The organism is Nostoc sp. UIC 10890, from assembly GCF_054786515.1.
The window spans coordinates 2,367,697-2,385,457 of sequence record NZ_JBSGKF010000001.1 but is presented as its reverse complement, the minus strand read 5'-3'; the positions used below and the strand labels follow the sequence as shown (position 1 = coordinate 2,385,457).

Genomic DNA, 17,761 nt, shown 5'->3' with positions numbered 1-17,761 from the left:
TACACTGGATCTAAGGAGAGAGTAGACGCAGGCGGTTGCAGATCAGTCATAGTAACTGGTTTGAGGAAAGTCCGGACTCCCGAAAGACCAAACTTGCTGGATAACGTCCAGTGCGAGCGATCGTGAGGATAGTGCCACAGAAAGATACCGCCAGATCAATTAAAAATTAAAAATGTAAAATGAACAATTTTTAATTTTTAATTTTGCATTTTTAATTGATCTGGTAAGGGTGCAAAGGTGCGGTAAGAGCGCACCAGCAGTATCGAGAGGTGCTGGCTCGGTAAACCCCGGTTGGGAGCAAGGCGATAGGAACTATGGTTGGTCTTTTACCAGTTCCGCTCAATGAGAGCCGCTAGAGGCGTCTGGTAACAGGCGTCCCAGATAGATAACTGCCCTCGCAAGAGAACAGAACCCGGCTTATGTACTGCTCTCTCCCCCTTTTTTAAGTGCTGAGTGCTGAGTTAAGAGTTAAGAGTTAAGAGTTAGGAGTTGGGAGTTAGGAGTTATGAAGTTAGGAGTCAAGAGTTATTAGCTTCCCCTGCCCCCCTGCCTCCCCTGCCCCCCTGCCCCCTGCCCCCCTGCCCCCTGCCCCCTTCCCCTTGTTATGTAATGTCCCTTGCCTATCCACGCCGTCAACGGCAACTTGAAAGTTTAGTCCAAAAATTAGGTTTGTCGCTAGAAGCACCTATAAAGTGGGAACTGCTAGATTTAGCGCTAACTCATCCCACTGTCTCTGATTCGGCAAATTATGAACAACTGGAGTTTGTTGGCGATGCAGTGGTGCGCCTGGTGTCGGCTGTTGTGTTATGGGAAAATTATCCCGATTGTCCCGTAGGGGATTTTGCGGCAATTCGTTCGGTATTGGTGAGCGATCGCATCCTCGCCCAATTGGCCAGAGCTTATGGTTTGGAATTATACTTACTAGTTGCTGGCAGTGCTACGGCTGATAAAGTGGGTCTAGAGTCACGATTAGCAGACGCTTTTGAAGCAGTTCTGGGTGCGCTTTACTTAAGTACTCAAAATCTAGAACTGATCCGCTCTTGGCTAGATCCCCACTTCCTACAATTAGCAACAGAAATTCGCCTTGATCCTGCCAGACTTAATTACAAAGCTGCTCTCCAAGAATGGACTCAGGCACAATTTAAAGTTTTACCAGAGTATCGGGTTGTAGAAGTAAGTCAACCGCACCGTAATCATGAACGTTTCGTGGCTGAAGTGTGGCTGCACGGAAACCAGCTAGGAGTTGGTAAGGGACGCTCAATCAAAACCGCTGAACAAGCCGCAGCCAAGGTAGCTTTTTTAGCAATCTCTAATCCGGAAAACCCCTGAACTCAAAAGATTATAAATAAACTGATAATCAGTTGCTAGTCATTTGTTATTTGACTAATGACTAATGACCAATGACAAGTGACAAATAACTAATGACAAACCAAATAAAAATTGCTGTCATCGGAGTTGGACGTTGGGGAGTGCATCTGCTGCGAAATTTCTTAGCACATCCCGAAGTAAATGTAGTTGCTGTAGTAGATCCTCATCCAGAACGATTAGCGGCGGTAAAGCAGCAATTTAGCTTAGATGAAAATGTATTATTAACAACTCATTGGCAAGATTTAAAGAAAGTGCCAGGATTGACAGGGGTGGCGATCGCTACTCCTGCTACCACTCACTATGATTTAATTAAAGATTCTCTCCAGCAGGGATATCATGTTTTAGCAGAAAAACCTCTAACTCTCAACCCAGTAGAATGCCGAGAACTTTGCCATCTAGCAGAGCAGCATCATTTAATACTCATGGTTGACCATACTTATTTATTTCACCCAGCCGTTGAGCGAGGAAAAACTGTAGTACAGGCGGGGAAATTAGGAGATTTACGCTATGGCTACGCGACGCGCACCCATTTAGGGCCTGTCCGGCAAGATGTTGATGCGCTGTGGGACTTAGCTATTCACGATATTGCTATCTTTAACGCTTGGCTAGGTCAGATTCCTGTGAAAGTACAAGCAACGGGTACAGTGTGGCTTCAGGGAGCAGGGGAGCAAGGGAGCAGGGGAGCAGGGGAGCAGGGGAGCAGGGGAGCAGAGCAGAAGAAAGATATAAATTCTCCTCTGCCTCAAGGTTTGGCTGATCTAGTATGGGTAACACTGACATACCCAGATGGCTTTCAAGCTTATATTCATTTGTGTTGGTTAAATCCTGATAAGCAGCGACGGCTGGGGATTGTAGGTAGCCTTGGTAGCTTGATTTTTGATGAGATGTTGCGATCATCACCTCTAACCCTGCTACATGGGGAGTTTGAACAACAGGGTAATCAATTTATTCCTGTGAATCAAAAGCAGGTGGTGCTGGAGTTAGAATCAGGGGAACCATTGGGGCGAGTTTGCGATCGCTTTGTTGTCTCTATCCTTAACAATACTCCCTCAGAGGTTTCGTCTGGCTGGGTAGGCACTGAGTTAGTAGAAATTCTTGCTGCTTTAACAACATCCCTTGAGCAAGGCGGCCAACCTGTTTTTCTTAACGACTGCTCTCAAGTCTGATTTTCCCCTGAGAATAACCGCCCAATACTGTTCGGTTAAGGCAAGAGACGCGATAAATCGCCGTCTTTACAAGAATCAGTCCTTTGTAGAGACGGCGATTTATCGCGTCTTTGGGATCGTATTGAATAACCGCCCATTTTACTTCATTAATGGAGTAAAGACTCATTCACGAGTATCAAAGACTCATCAACGGAGTTCAAAGACTCATTCACGAAGCTCTGAGGTTCATTAACGGAGTTCAAAGACTCATCAACGAAGCTCCGAGGTTTATCAACGGAGTTCAAAGACTCATTCACGAAGCTCTGAGGTTCATTAATGGAGTTCAAAGCCTTATTCACAAGCATTTATCAAAAATTCATCCGATTTTTAGGGATTTTCGGGTAAGTCCTGATAAAATCAGCAAAAGTATGAGCATGATTATGCACAACCGTATATTTACTACTTTATTTTTAACTTTCTCGCTGGCTACCACACCCCAGTTTGTAGTCGCTCAAAACAATATAGAACAGCTATTTCAACAAGGCAAAGCTGCCCAAGAAGCGGGTAAATACCCACAATCAGAGGCAATATATCGCCGCATTATTCAAATTGAACCAAATAATGCCGCTGCTTACTACAGTCTCGGTGTTGCCCTGTATGACCAAAACCAATTAGATGCCGCAGTTGCCGCCTACAAAAAAGCAATTCAACTCAACCCTAAGTATGCCACTGCTTACAACAATCTCGGCATTGTCCTCAGTGAGCAGAACAATTTAGATGCCGCAGTTGCCGCTTACGAAAAAGCAATTCAATTCAACCTTAACTATGGTGATGCTTACTACAATCTCGGCATTGTGCTGAGTAATCAGAACAATTTAGATGCAGCAGTTGCCGCCTTTCAAACAGCAATTCAACTCAAGCCTAACTATGTTGATGCTTACTACAATCTCGGCATTGTGCTGAGATTCCGAAACAAATTAGATGATTTAGATGATGCCGTCAAAAACTTGCAAACAGCAATTCAACTTAAGCCTAACTATGTTGATGCTTACTACAATCTCGGCGTTGTGCTGAGATTCCGAAACAAATTAAATGATGCCGTTAAAAACTTGCAAACAGCGATTCAACTCAAGCCTGACTACGCTGATGCTTATTACAGTCTTGGTCTTGCATTCACTGACCAGAACAAATTAGATGATGCTGTCAAAAACTTTCAAATAGCAATTCAACTTAAGCCTAACTATGCTAATGCTTACAACAGTCTTGGCATTGCCCTGTATAGGCAGAACAAATTAGATGATGCCGTTGATGTGTACAAAAAAGCGATTCAATTCAACCCTGACTATGCTGATGCTTATAACAACCTGGGCATTGCACTCACTGACCAGAACAAATTAGATGATGCCTTCAAAAACTTTCAAATAGCAATTCGACTCAACCCTAACCGTGCTGATATTTACAACAATTTAGGCACTGCGCTGAGTGACCAGAATAAATTAGATGATGCCGTCAAAAACTTCCAAAAAGCAATTCAACTCAATCCTAACTATGCTGGTGCTTACAACAATCTCGGCAATGTACTGAGGAAGCAGAACAAATTAGATGATGCCGTCAAAAACTTCCAAAAAACCTTAACATTGCCAGAAGATATATCTGGAATTTCAGTTAGCACTCGTGTTCTTGCTCTTAATGGTTGGGGTTTTTTGTTACAACAGCAAGGGAAACTAGAAGAGGCCATTAAAAAGTATGACGAGGCAGAGCAAATTGACGGAAATTATTCCTATGCCCATAACAACACTGAGGAAGCAAGGCGGTCTCTGAAAGTGCAAGAGAATAATCTCAGCAGTGTAGAGGACGATCGCCAATGGTTGCCTAAAGATGATCCAAGCGTACCTATTAAGCGTTCTGTGGTACGCATCACTGCATTGTTTGATAAGAGTATTAAAAGACTAGGAGCAGACACTGGCACTGGTGTAGTAATTAAGCGAGAAGCTAATCGGACATTAATCCTCACCAATTGTCATGTCATTGTTGATGGCTCGAAACAGGGTAAAGATATTCAAGTTGAATTTTTCAGTTTACCGCCGTCAAACCAAGTCCTAATGCGGCGAGATGCCAAGCTGTTCAAAATGATCTGTGACAAAGAACTGGATTTAGCTATTTTGGAAATAGCCAGTAATCTACCAGAAGATATCCAACCATTAACCATCTCCTCAACTGCAATTACCCCAAAAATGCCCATTCGGATTATTGGTCATAATTCTAAAAGGAGAGAACCTAAATCTTGGTCTATGCAATCGGGACAAATCAGTAATTATAACAACCAAAAACTAGAAATATCTGAAACCGTGCTTGAACGTGGTTTTTCTGGCAGTCCTGTGCTTGACTCACAAAATCAAATTTTAGGCATAGTTTATGCCGTTGATGGTCGAAAAAGAGGCGAAACCCGAAATTTAGCTTTTCCCATATCTAAGGTTATAAAACAACTTTCTATTTGGAACATTAATTTAAACAAATTATGAGTTATAAAATTATTCCTACCAGCCTATTAATTTTCAGCATCAATTATCTTCCTGCCGCTGCTTATTGCCAAGAAGGGAACCCCCGCTCTACTGACTATATCCGCCGGGAACCACCTAACCGCTGTGAAGGTATCAGAGAAGAACAAATAAATGGCAATAGTTTAAGCTTAATTTCCATTGCTACCCGGAACGTTACCAGTTTTGGCAAAACTCTCACACTACAAATTCCTCAAATCAGTGGCGGTAATAACCCGCAGGTAACAGTGGCATCTTTTGGTAATAACTATCACTATCAACTGGATGACTTGTCATTGACTAAAAATGGTTTGCTTTTCAGCTTTAGCTGGGATACTTACGTTCTTAAGCAAGCAAACATTCTAGCAAATAGCCTCCGCGCTGTGGCATTGTATAACCTTGGTTCACAACCTATCTATGTTCCAGTTATCCTGGGGCAAACTTCTGGCAAGTATGAATTTGTATTTTATTCGGAGGATCAAGTAAGATTTACTAGCTTTAGAATCCTCTCCCAAGCTCAAGAAACGATATACGAGACTAAGCAGCCTAACGCCAGAAACGGTGAAACTATTTTTACCTGGGATGGACGCAATGCCCCATCTGGGCGCTACGAAATACACTACGTTGCTTTTATTGACCGAATAAATGAACCTAGCGATCGCATTAAAAAGTCATTTGTATTTGAACATAACCCAAATTGGTTGAAATAACATGGCATTCTGGCAAAAAGCCAAACAAAAATTTTCCAACTTCATCAATATTCGCCAATGGTTGAATTACCTGAAAAGATATCTAATTGCTATATTTTTAGTTATAAGTTCAGCATTAAAGAGCTTACTAAGAACTATTTCAAATCATCCAACTTTCTTTTTAGCGCTACTGGTAATTTTATTTCTTACTTTACTCACCTTTGCCGCTATTGTACCTGGTACTCATAGATTTGAAGGTAATATCGTTGCTGAAAAAATGAGTTTTGTAATCAAAGATGAATCCATACTCTTCCTGCAAGATATTAGCGGCATCAAACAATTAGACAATGAAGGCAAACAAACCCTGACTTTCACAGGAAATTTTCAAAGTGATAGTTGGCCGGAAATTAAGAAATTAAACTCTTTAAAAATCCAGCTAAAAGACCCTAAGAGTAGATGGATTATTACCCCTGTTAATACTGAAGACACTAGTGAAATCAGCCTTGATAGACTACGGCTACAGCCAAATACAAAAGTAAGTGAACTCAGTTATGACTTTTTTCGTGATAAACTGACTTTTTCTCTACAACCAAATTCTAATTTAAACCAAAAAATCAACCCAAATACATTAGATATATATTTAGGTGAACAACAAGTCAAAGTTATAGTGGAAGATTACGAATTACCAGACTTCAAATTACCAATTCAGTTAAATAAACAAATCCCATTAGAATTTTATTTAAATGCAAACAACAAAAATATCAATTTAGAAATTACGCAAGATACCAATATTTATATTACTCTAGATAAAACTATCAAAGATGAAACAGAAGATAAAACTCCCAAAGCTGAAATAAAAGATAAAACTCTAAAATATAAAACAAAACGATGGTTTACAAAAAAAAATATAAAAACCAAAAATGTTCAATTTATAGATGTAGTTAAAGCTTCTAATATCAGAGACAATTATACGATTTCTACTATTGTGGAAGGCAAAATCCGCATGGTAGAACAGGAGAGGGACATTAAGCAAAATCAGTTTCTCATGGGAGAAAATCCTAAGACTCCTCTAAATATTCAAGAAATACTGCATTTGGGAATTTTGCCTGAAAAAGGTATAGAAGCGCGGTTTTATGGAGAAACCAAAGAGATTCAAATCGGTTTACATCCTGATTTTCCAGTTTCGAGAATCCAGGGTAGCTGGTTAGATGGTGTTTTACCTCGTGATGCGATTATTGCGCTGTTCTCTTTTGGGGCTGCTACGGTTGCTAATCTTCTATCTTGGCTATTTAGTAACACTTCTAAATCTGCGTCAAAATCATAGCTGTTAGGAGTGAGGATTCCAATTTATTTTTTTGAATTTTAAATTACAATCTACCAAGGATTACCTTTTAGAAGTCCAATTTGCATAAACTTCTGCTTTGGGAAGAGTTACCAAGAGAGTTTGCTGTGGCGAAAGACTAATCTCGTAAGTCTCGTTCCCAAGTAGTAACTGGAACTTTGATGGCTTCTCTTTGTCTACACCTGCTTTTACAGATTTGTTAATCTTCAAAGAGGGACTTCTCCCAGACTCTTGTAAGCTAGGGTAGTGGCTTGCTTTTGTCCCCTCATTCCCACGGGAAAATCCAAGATCCCCGACATTTTCTTCTTTCTTGGGAACAGGTAACAAGGAGATATCAATCAAAGGTAAAGTAATTTTCAGTGTCGTACCTTGATGAAGTCCTGTACTTTCAAGAGTAATCCTACCTCCCATAAGTTCGATTAAGTTTCGTGAAATTGCTAGTCCCAGTCCAGTGCCTTCAAACTGGCGGCTGGTTGTGCCATTCACCATGACAAATGGGCGAAATAGTTTGTGCTGTTGAGTGGGATCAATTCCTATACCTGTATCTTTAACTATTACCACTACATTGCTAGATTGAATTTCTGTAGTAATAGTGATGCTTCCTGTGTCGGTGAACTTAGTGGCGTTGCCAATCACATTAATCAATACCTGCTTTAGTTTTGCTGCGTCTGCCTTAATTGGTATTACTTGAGGATCTAACTCGCATTTTAATTGCAAGCCCTTTTGTTGAACATTAACTGATTGTAAATTAATCACCTCTAACAATATTTGTCGGAGGTCAAGAGGTGTAGTGGTTACAGAAAGCTTACCTGCTTCTATTTTAGAAATGTCGAGCAAATCATTAATAATATTTAGCAAATGAATCGTTGTTTCATCGGCACGTTTGAGGAAGTCCATTTCTTCTTCGCGGCTATCACATAAGCCATCTTTAACCACGCGAATGCAGCTAATAATAGTATGTAATGGATTCCTCAATTCATGAGAAGTCGTAGCCAAAAACTGGCTTTTAATCTGGTTTGCGCTTTTTGCTTCTTTCCAAGCTATTTCTAGTTCTTCTGCCCCAGCTTTGAGCCTTTCTACCATTTGGTTTAATGCTTGGGCCAGTTGATTGAATTCCCGGATTTGAAAATTCTGCGGAACTGGTTGTGCAGCATGGTGAGAGTGAATATTGAGAGCGTAGTCTCGCAATTCTTCTACAGGACGTGCCAAGTAAGGAGCTAAACATAGGGATGCTAACAAACTTGCACCAATTAAACCGACTGTCAAAACGATGAGAATTAGTTTGATTTCCTCTAAACCAAAAAGCGCATTATCGACGCTAGTAACAGCTAATACTATCCATTTTTGCTGTTGTTGTTGAGTAAGCGGATCTGTAATAACTGTATAGCCAGCTAATAATTCTTGACCATCTGTAAAAGACAAATTTATTGGATCGTTTCGTCCGGCAATGGCATTTTTAATTATGGTCTTAAATTGGGAAAAATTTGGGTGCTGATTGATATTAGTTCCCACCCAGTCTGTCAATGGGTGCGCCAAAACCGTCCCATCTTCAGCAATCACTATCATAGCTCCTCTGAGCGATCCCGGCTGATTTCTGGTTTGTTGGTACAAAGCAGACTGAATACTTAAACTGTAAAATAAATTTTTTCGACTATCAGAGACTGGTGTAGATAACACTACTTGCAGTTGATTTTCTGTGTTTCTTTTACCAGTCATTCCTGTCTTTGACGGGAAGATTTTTTTGACATCAATTCCGTCACTAGGTAAAGGTAATGTCAATTTTCCTATTGCTTGATCTCCACAGCTACTGGCAATTATTTTCTGGTTTAGCAGATCCGTTAATTGGATGCACTCAACACTGGCTGGAAGTTGTTGCTTTAACTGCGTGAGAATTTCTTGCTCTTGTATTGGTGAACCCGATGGAATTACTGTTGTTTTACTTACAGTCAACAAATGAGCTTTTAAGAGAGCGATCGCATCTTCAATTCTCTGTCCTTTACTGATGGCGCTTTCTGTTAAATTTTGACGTGCAGTTCCCAATATGCTAGAACGTGCCTTATTCAAGGCAACAATCTCACCTATAAGTAAAACTGGAACGAATAGCAGCAATATTCTCGTTACTAAAATTCGACGAAAGGAAGATTGGCGGGAATTAGTCATTGAGTGTCTCACTTTGCATCCGCAAACCACAACAGCAAAGATATGTAATTAGACGAGCTAGATGAGACATTTTATTAAATTATCAGAATTTTATTTTCAATGTTTAAAAATAACAAATTGCTATAATTTAAAAAGAAACGTAGTATACCAAAACTTATATATGGTAAATGGAAAAGCGATTTGTGTTGCATAGAAATACAGTGGTAAAATCGGGAAAAATTACCTTGCAAGCATAGATTTTTTTAGAATCTACACACTAGCAAAGAAAATATTAAAACTATCAAATCAATCTAATGTTGCAACATCGTCCTCATACTACAGTTGTTTTAGCAATGAGTGCAGATGGCAAAATAGCAGATTTTAAGCGATCGCCTGCCCGGTTTGGCTCAAGGGTTGATAAAGCACACTTAGAAAAACAAATCGCTGCCGCTGATGCCGTTTTATTCGGTGCTGGTACTCTCCGGGCCTACGGAACAACACTTACTGTATCAGATCCAGATTTAGTGAAACTTCGAGCGCAAGAGGGAAAGCTTCCGCAGCCAGTTCATATAGTGACTACACACTCTGCAAGCCTCAATCCGGAAATTAACTTTTTTAAGCAACCAGTTAGACGCTGGCTACTCACGACAACAGCGGGAGCACTTTCATGGAAAGAACGCTTACAGACATTTCACTCAACTCTGGGAACCGGATCACAGGAGTGTCCTCCAGAATTTGAGCAGATTCTGGTTTTTGAAACACCAACACGAGAAATTGACATTCCCGCAGCTTTAAAACATTTAGCCAATATACATATAACACGCTTGGTAGTCTTAGGTGGAGGTGAATTAGTCGCTTCCTTACTGCAATTAGATTTAATTGATGAATTATGGCTGACTGTCTGTCCGCTGATTTTAGGTGGTAATACCGCACCAACACCTGTAGAAGGGAAAGGATTTTTACCCAATTTAGCTCCCAAGTTGCAACTACTAGAAGTTCATACCGTTGAGCAAGAAGTGTTTTTGCACTATCGCCTACAACGATCAGCAGATTAGATTAAGCTAAGTTAAGTTATTTATTGGGCATGGGGCATTGGGCATTGGGTATTAGTTTATTCCACCCTTGCTTCCCCTGCTTCCCCTGCTCCCCCTGCTCCCCCTGCTCCTCTTCCCCCACTCCGAAATCCCCTAATATGGTGGAACAACTTAAGCCTCGCTATTCTGTCGTTTGGACGAACAAAATCGCTGAAGTACCCCAAAATGCCTGGAATGCTTTGGCAATGCCACTCAAAACACCGTTTTTAGAATGGGAGTGGCTAAACAATCTCGAAACTTCCCAGAGTGCTACGGCTAAAGCTGGTTGGTTGCCGAATCACTTGACATTGTGGCGAGATAGAACGCTGATTGCTGCTGCGCCACTTTATCTTAAAGGACATAGTTCTGGCGAATTTGTTTTCGATCACCAATGGGCAGAGTTAGCCGATCGCATCGGAGTTCAATATTACCCAAAATTGCTGGGAATGACACCGTTTACTCCCGCTGAAGGTTATCGGTTTCTAATTGCCCCAGGAGAAGATGAGGATGAAATCACCGCGATGATGGTGCATGAAATTGACACTTTTTGCTCCAAAAATCGAATTTCTGGATGTCATTTTCTCTATGTTGATCCCCAGTGGCGTCCGATGCTGGAACGGCATGGCTTTACAACTTGGCTGCATCACAGCTACGTCTGGGAAAATGCTGGCTTTAAAACTTTTGATGACTACTTGAAGGTGTTTAACGCCAATCAGCGCCGCAATATCAAGCGGGAACGCAAAGCTGTGGAGAAAGCTGGTTTACGATTACAACCGTTGACTGGTGATGAAATTCCTCAGTCTTTGTTTCCCTTGATGCATCAATTCTATGCTGACACCTGTGATAAGTTTGGCTGGTGGGGTAGCAAGTATCTCACACAGCGGTTTTTTGAGCAGCTATACACCGATTATCGCCATCGAGTCTTGTTTATTGCTGCATATAGCGAACAAGATAACTCTTATCCTTTAGGAATGTCCTTTTGTTTATTTAAAGGTGACAAACTCTACGGACGCTATTGGGGGAGTTTTCAAGAAATAGATTGCTTACATTTTGATGCTTGCTATTATGCGCCAATTGAGTGGGCGATCGCTAACGGCATCCAAATTTTTGATCCTGGCGCGGGTGGGCGTCACAAAAAACGGCGTGGTTTCCCAGCTATGCCCAATCATAGTTTGCACCGCTTTTACAATAATCGTTTAGGACAAATTATCCGTCCCTACATTAAGGAAGTTAATCAACTCGAACAGCAGCAGATTGAGGACATTAATGCAGAGTTGCCATTTAGTGAGAAAAATGCTTGAGGAAAAGGAACTACTTTCATAGCATCTGTTTGCCGAATAATTAAGCTTTACTCGGCAAACAGATGCAAATTTTCCTTATTTTCAAAATTGTGAAATTAAACTCTTGGCGATCGAGACGGTATTTGTGCCATTATTCGTCAAAATTCACCTTCTTTAATGCCTCTTTGGATATTCTCTACTAGTTGCTGCACCATCGCTGCCCTTACTGAATCTCCTCTGGAATTGTAGATAGCAATAGCCTTCTGGGCATCTTCAATCCCCTTTTGTGGTTGTCCTTCTAAAGGCAATACATTACCTCGAAAAACATAAGCTTCCGCATAGTTAGGATCAAGCTCGATTGCTCGCGTGTATTCAGCAATTGCCTGTTGAGACTGGCCTTGTCTATCAAAATTACGCCCACTTCGGAAAAATTCTTCAGCATTCGCCATAGTTCCTGACTCTTGTCCTTGACTACTTAAATTACACAAACCATTTGAATCCCTGACTTGCCCCGATGGACAAGCTGATTGTTCCTGAGCTTTCGCTACAGAGTCAAGAATTATAGGGAAGATGATAAACGCAGAACATACACCAAATATAATGGACAGGTGCTTTGTTACTAATTTCATTTTAGATTACTCCTAATGCTAATAGTTTATTGTTGTGCTAGATAATCCATTCGTTCCACCTCATTAAGCATCAAATCCTCGATACGTAGAGTTGTGTGTTGACCTGCTAGTAGTTCTTCTACCTCAACTATGCAGGGAATATAAGCTTCTTGTTCGCGGATGAAATTCATTGTAAATGTGTACGCATCTTCAATATTTCTAGCTTCTAATTGGCGAAGGTGAGACTGAAACTCGCATTTTAATTCCTCTTCAAAATAAAGTTTTTCTTGTAGAATCCCATTACTGTAAAGATGATATTCAATAGTGCCGCATGTATCGCTGCCAGCGTAGTAAATAACAGAAGTACTCAGAGATTCTGAAAGATTGCTAGCATCTTCTTCTGTTAAGTAAATTCGTATCGACGACATATGAGGTTTATAAATTAAGCTCCAGGGATGTCCCCGCAGCTGAAAAACAAAAGTGCTTTCATTCTGAATTTCAATTTCGCATTCATACGCATTGCGTACCCAGACATTCATTTGTCTTAAAGTGCTAAATGCTTGTGAAACTTGTTCTACAGATGCTCGAACAACAACAAACACAAGATTTCGATCAATTGTTTCTAATCCTCTACGCTGCTCTATAGGGATACCTTCTTCTCTGACAAAATATATTGACATTTTGGTAAATAGTTTTAAATTCTACCAAAGTTTCCGGGGCCACCATAACCTGTAGGTACCCTTCCTGGAAGGATATACACAATTGGATTTACTAATTCAGCCTTACCCATCTGAAGATTACCAAGCGGCGGTACAATTTCACATCCTATGGAATGCCAGACCCCTATACCTCTACGACTAGCTTCAGCAATTGTTTTAGAACTTATTCTTCTGACATCGGATGTGGTGAGAAAAACAATCGCTGGGTTTTCATTGTTAGCTATTGCAGGACTCCTATCGAGAACATCTAGGAAACCAAGAATTTGATAGTTTTCATAGCTTGGAGGCAATAAAGTACCGCGTACTGCCTTTGACTCATAAAAGACGCTATCCGGGTAAGTAAAACTAAAAAATGGTATCAAATTAATTACAAGCGGAACTACCCCATCTGGTTGTACATTACCGATACCAGCTTTTATTTGCCTTAATGGTGAAGGAAAAAGTCTTCTGTTGGAAGCAATTGGATCATTTGGTTTAAGTGTACTCAGTGCGAACCGTTCAAATTTTACTCCAACTTGAGATAGTGGTATACCTTGATTCGTAGCAATTTGATCGAGTCTGCTTTTAGTTAATGGTGTTTGGCTAGAATTAGCGCAGGTTTGAGCTTGAACAGCAAACGGAGTTATGGCAACTGTAGCTCCTACCCCGGTGAATAGCGCTATTTTTCGTATGTAATTCATGATTAACAACTGAAGTAAGTAAGCCTTTCGCAGGGCTTTGAAATTTCATTTAAAGGCGAGTATATAGTTTTTTTTTGTAACTATGGCTTCAGTAAATTTATGCACCAATGGGGCTGCTATAGATTCAAAATCTAAGTATAATTAATAACAAGCTTTTTGACTTACTTTTAAGTAACAGGAATCAAAAATATCTGAAAGATATCAAGAAGACTAAGGAAGATAGGAATTACACTTGATATAGGGTATAAAAACCCTCAAAAAAGAAAATTTCTTTTTATAATGCTTATGGATTTGATAGTTGAAAATTTGGTCGCAATTGATGATAAACTTTCCCAGCGTCATATTGACCTTGATCCCGGTGGATATTTCATTATTTACTTGGATCGAGATGCAAGGTTAATTTATGCCAAGCATTTTACAAATGTAATTGACGATCGCGGTTTAGCTGTCGATCCAGAAACGGGAAAGGTAATTCCAGCGCGAGAAAAGGTAGAACGAACTCATACGACAGTTTTTAGCGCGAGGACGGCGAAAGAACTTTGTGTGAAAATTTTTGAAGAAACTCAGCCCTCTCCAGTAACTCAATTAAATCATGCAGCTTATTTGGGTCGAGAATTCGTTCGGGCTGAGGTGGCTTTAGTTACAGAACAAGAGTATGTTCAAGATTAAGCCAATTTTAGATTTTGAATTTTGGATTTTGGATTGAAGGAAAATCTAAAATCTAAAATCTAAAATTGAATGATTCTCCCATTACCCATCAGATGATGGCTGATTTATCTGATAGATATAGTAAGTCGCCATTGGGATAACGGTGGCGGCAATTAACAATCCTACTACCCAAGCAGTAGCGTTACCTTGGTCGGTTTCTTCTGCTTTCTTGAAAGTACCTCCAACCTGCACATTATCAATTATTTTGGGTGGCCCTGGATCGGCTTTGCCAGAGAGAACGGCGACAAGGCGATCGCTCGCGTCTAGAAATGCCTGATTGTATTTGTTACCATTGCGTAACGGTACACTTACTGTTTCAGTAGCGACACTCTCGGCAATAGAGTCTGTGAGTAAAGGCTTGACTTGATCCCCAGAAATAATGGCAGTACCATTGGTAACCGTATCAATAATCAATAAGGTTTGATTAGCTTGGGCTTCTTTAGTAGGAAACCATTTTTTAAACAGTTCTTTGCTGAAGCTTTCTGGTGTTTCGCCATAATCGAGGCGGCGAACAGTAACAATTCTAACTTCCTTATCTGTTTGTTTTGCCAAATCCTCGAAAGCGCTGCTAATTTTACCTTCATTCAGACGGCTGATGACTTCAGCTTGATCCAAAACCCAGGTGTCATTCCCTGCTTTGAGATTGGGTATTTGATACACACCTGTGGCTAAAGCAGGTGTGGCAAACAGCGAGGCTGCTAAAATAACCATCACCAAAGGTAGAATTAGCCGGATGAGGTGTTTTTGACTGCTAAATAGTTGTTTGAGGAGCTGTTTCATTGTGTGATCCCTAAGACAGACTTGCACCCAAAATACTACAGAACCACTGCAAAAATCACCTCGTTCCCAGTTTTCTCAAGTATTAAATTTCTACTACTGCTAGCAGATATAGATTGTACGGGATTTTTTGATTGCACAAACTTTTGATGAGGGCGGTTGCAAGCATTAACTTGACGCTAACACTTTTGCTAGTTACAAGAAATACCGCCCATTTTGGGGATTAACCCAAATACTGAGGGCGGAATTTGCAAACCATCTAGAAATCATATCGTATGATCAATATTTTTGGCAGAATCAAGCATATTTTTTCATATCTGCAAGTAGCTTTTGCTGTTATACCCTTTGATGGATGATATCTGCATTTTTCTGATAATTTAGCTAAATCTATATCAATAATATATACATGACCATAATTTTAACTAACGACGACGGTATTGATGCCCCCGGCATCCGAGCGCTGCTGAAAGCTGTAAACGGCAAAAATACTATTATCGCTGCTCCTGCTGATCACCAGTCTGGCTGTGGACATCAAGTTACTACCACTCGTGCCATCAACCTCCAGCGACGTTCTGAGACTGAGTATGCGATCGCAGGCACTCCCGCAGATTGTGTAAGAATTGCAATTACACAAATTACCGCAGATGTCAAATTTGTGCTTTCAGGTATTAACGCTGGGGGTAACTTGGGAGTAGATGCTTATATTTCTGGCACAGTTGCGGCTGTACGGGAAGCTGCAATGCACGGTATACCCGGAATTGCTATTTCTCACTATCGCAAAGCCAAACAGGATTTTGATTGGGATCTAGCTGCCAAATTCACAGCTGAAGTTTTAGTGGACTTGCTCAAGCGCCCCCTAGAACCAGGAAGCTTTTGGAATGTGAACTTACCGCATCTACAACCAGGAGAAGCAAATCCTGATGTGGTGTTTTGCCAAGCTTGTACCAAACCTTTGCCCGTGAACTATCGAATTGAAGGCGATGATTTTTATTATGTAGGGGAATATGGCAAACGCGATCGCACTCCTGGTAGCGATGTGGATGTATGTTTTTCCGGCAATATCGCCGTAACTCAGTTAAGGGTTTAACATTCAGTTAGCCTTAATTTCAGGGTTATTTGGACATTGGGGAGAGCTATGACTATGTTTGTGCGAAAAATTTCAAGGATTTGAAATCTGGTAAAGCCATTGAACAATCAACTTTCAATTAAGGAAAAATTACAAGCCACGCTTGAAAAGATTCAAACAAAAAGCGATGGCTCTCCCATTACCGATTTGCAGCTAGATAAAACCTTAGCCGCAGAAATTGAACAATTGACGACGGAACTAGAGAGCCTCAATCCTAATCCCCATCCTCTTCTCTACGCGACTTCTTTGCTGGCGGGAACTTGGCAACTGCAATACTCCACAGCTAGAGAAATCCGTTCTTTAGTTTCTCTCCCACTCGGATTAAAGCTGGGTAAAGTTTATCAAGTGATTGATGTTGCAAATAAATTGTTTTTCAATCTAGCTCAAGTTAAACATCTTCTGGGGATAGTATCGGGATATGTCAAAGTGACAGCTAGCTTTGAGCCAGCCAAAGAAGATTTCGAGCCTCTACTGAACAAACGGATCAACGTCTATTTTGACAAACGTTACCTATCGATTGAGAAGATTTTTGGCATTAATACGCCTCAAATCAATCCATTTAAGGTTGTCCCAGCTAATAATCCTACTAGTAGAACTCCCACACTGGATATCACTTACTTAGATGAAACCTTAAGAATTGGACGGGGAGGAGATGGCAGTTTATTCATTCTTCGTAAATCCGATGATCTATCTGAATTCACCTCCTAAACTTGAAATTGATCGCGCCAACGAATGAATATGGCTCTCTCAATAACGCATCTTTTCAGTAAGGTAAAATCAGGTTCTACAATGGTAGAGCTTAAAACATTAAATTTAAAGGTAGGTCATGGTATAGAAGGAGATATTAATGCCGATCCTATAAGTCCCAGGCAAATTTTAATTGTTAGGAATGAAGATATTTTAGACTTATCAATTCAGCCAGGAGAATTGCGAGAAAATATTGTAGTTACAGGTATAGAACTTGATAATTTTATCCCTGGATCTCTATTAACCTTTGAAAGTGGTGCGGCAATTCGTCTAACTTTTCACTGCGAACCTTGTAAGCGAATAGCCCACTTGGTAGAATCATTAAAAAGTATCCAATATAAAAGAGGAATTTTAGGCGTAGTTATTAAATCAGGTAAAATCCAAGTTGGTAGTAATTTTCAGCTTAAAACTAATGAATTTATAGCATTATCTGAAAATCCATATCAACGATTCCTAAACTTTATCATCAAAATCCCAAGTGGAAAAGTAGTTACATATAAACAGATAATCAAAGGAATGGGAGTAGATAATAGTTATCTCAGAGCTATTCCTACCTACCTGAAAAAAACCTCGGCTACTGATTATCCGGTACATAGAATATTAGACTCTAAAGGTTATTTGATAACTTATGTTAATCAACAAAGAAATCAGTTAGAGTCTGAAGGAATTAAGGTTTTATCTGAGACAGATGTATTGGGAAACTTAAACAAAAGTTTTGTAGATATTAAAGATTATCTATGGGAAGATTACACTCTATATTTAGAATAGTAATGTTGTTTTCATGATATTTGTAATATAATCTGGTATTTTGTTAGGAAAAATG

Annotated in this window: 16 protein-coding genes and 1 other RNA gene; 12 read left to right on the top strand and 5 right to left on the bottom strand. The window is 40.1% G+C overall.

Translation table 11 applies throughout. The annotated features are described in order from the left end of the window. Positions 1-17 precede the first annotated feature (17 nt). From rnpB to ACWATR_RS09305, 6 genes are all read left to right on the top strand, one after another. Positions 18-436: RNase P RNA component class A (rnpB, locus tag ACWATR_RS09330), an RNA gene on the top strand. Positions 437-609: 173 nt separating this feature from the next. Beyond that, the gene (rnc, locus tag ACWATR_RS09325) at positions 610-1,329 is read left to right on the top strand and encodes a ribonuclease III (RefSeq protein ID WP_460331657.1); all 720 of its coding nucleotides are present in this window, start codon (positions 610-612) and stop codon (positions 1,327-1,329) included. A gap of 92 nt (positions 1,330-1,421) precedes the next feature. Continuing rightward, positions 1,422-2,534 (top strand): Gfo/Idh/MocA family protein, encoded by a 1,113-nt coding sequence (locus ACWATR_RS09320; RefSeq protein WP_460331656.1) that lies wholly within the window; start codon positions 1,422-1,424, stop codon positions 2,532-2,534. 419 nt (positions 2,535-2,953) lie between these two features. Further along, positions 2,954-5,035, top strand: a complete 2,082-nt coding sequence (locus ACWATR_RS09315) for a tetratricopeptide repeat protein (protein WP_460331654.1) — start codon at positions 2,954-2,956, stop codon at positions 5,033-5,035. Then, positions 5,032-5,760 carry a hypothetical protein gene (locus ACWATR_RS09310; RefSeq protein WP_460331652.1) on the top strand — a complete coding sequence of 243 codons (729 nt, stop codon included), beginning with the start codon at positions 5,032-5,034 and terminating at the stop codon, positions 5,758-5,760. The genes ACWATR_RS09315 and ACWATR_RS09310 overlap by 4 nt, the downstream gene beginning before the upstream one ends. A gap of 1 nt (position 5,761) precedes the next feature. Further along, positions 5,762-7,063, top strand: coding sequence for a hypothetical protein (locus ACWATR_RS09305; RefSeq protein ID WP_460331650.1), 1,302 nt, complete (start codon positions 5,762-5,764; stop codon positions 7,061-7,063). A gap of 60 nt (positions 7,064-7,123) precedes the next feature. On the opposite strand, the gene ACWATR_RS09300 is transcribed toward ACWATR_RS09305, so the two are convergent. Further along, positions 7,124-9,241, bottom strand: a complete 2,118-nt coding sequence (locus ACWATR_RS09300; protein WP_460331648.1) for an ATP-binding protein — start codon at positions 9,239-9,241, stop codon at positions 7,124-7,126. A 293-nt stretch (positions 9,242-9,534) separates the two neighbouring features. On the opposite strand from ACWATR_RS09300, the gene ACWATR_RS09295 reads away from it, so the two are divergent. Next, entirely contained in the window at positions 9,535-10,275 is a 741-nt protein-coding gene (locus ACWATR_RS09295; RefSeq protein WP_460331646.1) for a RibD family protein, read from the top strand. Between the two features lie 137 nt (positions 10,276-10,412). Beyond that, a complete protein-coding gene (locus ACWATR_RS09290; protein ID WP_460331644.1) occupies positions 10,413-11,594 on the top strand; it encodes a GNAT family N-acetyltransferase in 1,182 nt (393 codons plus the stop codon). A 137-nt stretch (positions 11,595-11,731) separates the two neighbouring features. Here ACWATR_RS09290 and ACWATR_RS09285 read toward each other — a convergent pair whose 3' ends face one another. From ACWATR_RS09285 to ACWATR_RS09275, 3 genes are read right to left on the bottom strand one after another with little or no spacing between them, the layout of a single operon-like run. After that, positions 11,732-12,202 (bottom strand): tetratricopeptide repeat protein, encoded by a 471-nt coding sequence (locus tag ACWATR_RS09285; RefSeq protein WP_460331642.1) that lies wholly within the window; start codon positions 12,200-12,202, stop codon positions 11,732-11,734. A 26-nt stretch (positions 12,203-12,228) separates the two neighbouring features. Continuing rightward, positions 12,229-12,861, bottom strand: a complete 633-nt coding sequence (locus tag ACWATR_RS09280) for a hypothetical protein (RefSeq protein ID WP_460331640.1) — start codon at positions 12,859-12,861, stop codon at positions 12,229-12,231. A 14-nt stretch (positions 12,862-12,875) separates the two neighbouring features. Further along, complete coding sequence (locus tag ACWATR_RS09275; protein ID WP_460331638.1) at positions 12,876-13,580, bottom strand: hypothetical protein; 705 nt, start codon at positions 13,578-13,580, stop codon at positions 12,876-12,878. A 285-nt stretch (positions 13,581-13,865) separates the two neighbouring features. On the opposite strand from ACWATR_RS09275, the gene ACWATR_RS09270 reads away from it, so the two are divergent. After that, positions 13,866-14,249: a DUF4346 domain-containing protein gene (locus ACWATR_RS09270; protein ID WP_460331636.1), complete on the top strand. Its 384-nt coding sequence runs from the start codon at positions 13,866-13,868 to the stop codon at positions 14,247-14,249. An 81-nt stretch (positions 14,250-14,330) separates the two neighbouring features. Here ACWATR_RS09270 and psb32 read toward each other — a convergent pair whose 3' ends face one another. Continuing rightward, entirely contained in the window at positions 14,331-15,068 is a 738-nt protein-coding gene (gene psb32 / locus ACWATR_RS09265; RefSeq protein WP_420759260.1) for a photosystem II repair protein Psb32, read from the bottom strand. Positions 15,069-15,471: 403 nt separating this feature from the next. On the opposite strand from psb32, the gene surE reads away from it, so the two are divergent. From surE to ACWATR_RS09250, 3 genes are all read left to right on the top strand, one after another. Further along, positions 15,472-16,152: a 5'/3'-nucleotidase SurE gene (gene surE / locus ACWATR_RS09260; protein ID WP_460331634.1), complete on the top strand. Its 681-nt coding sequence runs from the start codon at positions 15,472-15,474 to the stop codon at positions 16,150-16,152. Between the two features lie 99 nt (positions 16,153-16,251). Next, a complete protein-coding gene (locus tag ACWATR_RS09255; RefSeq protein WP_460331631.1) occupies positions 16,252-16,899 on the top strand; it encodes a PAP/fibrillin family protein in 648 nt (215 codons plus the stop codon). A gap of 81 nt (positions 16,900-16,980) precedes the next feature. Beyond that, positions 16,981-17,706 carry an MGMT family protein gene (locus ACWATR_RS09250; protein ID WP_460331629.1) on the top strand — a complete coding sequence of 242 codons (726 nt, stop codon included), beginning with the start codon at positions 16,981-16,983 and terminating at the stop codon, positions 17,704-17,706. The last annotated feature ends 55 nt before the right edge of the window (positions 17,707-17,761 follow it).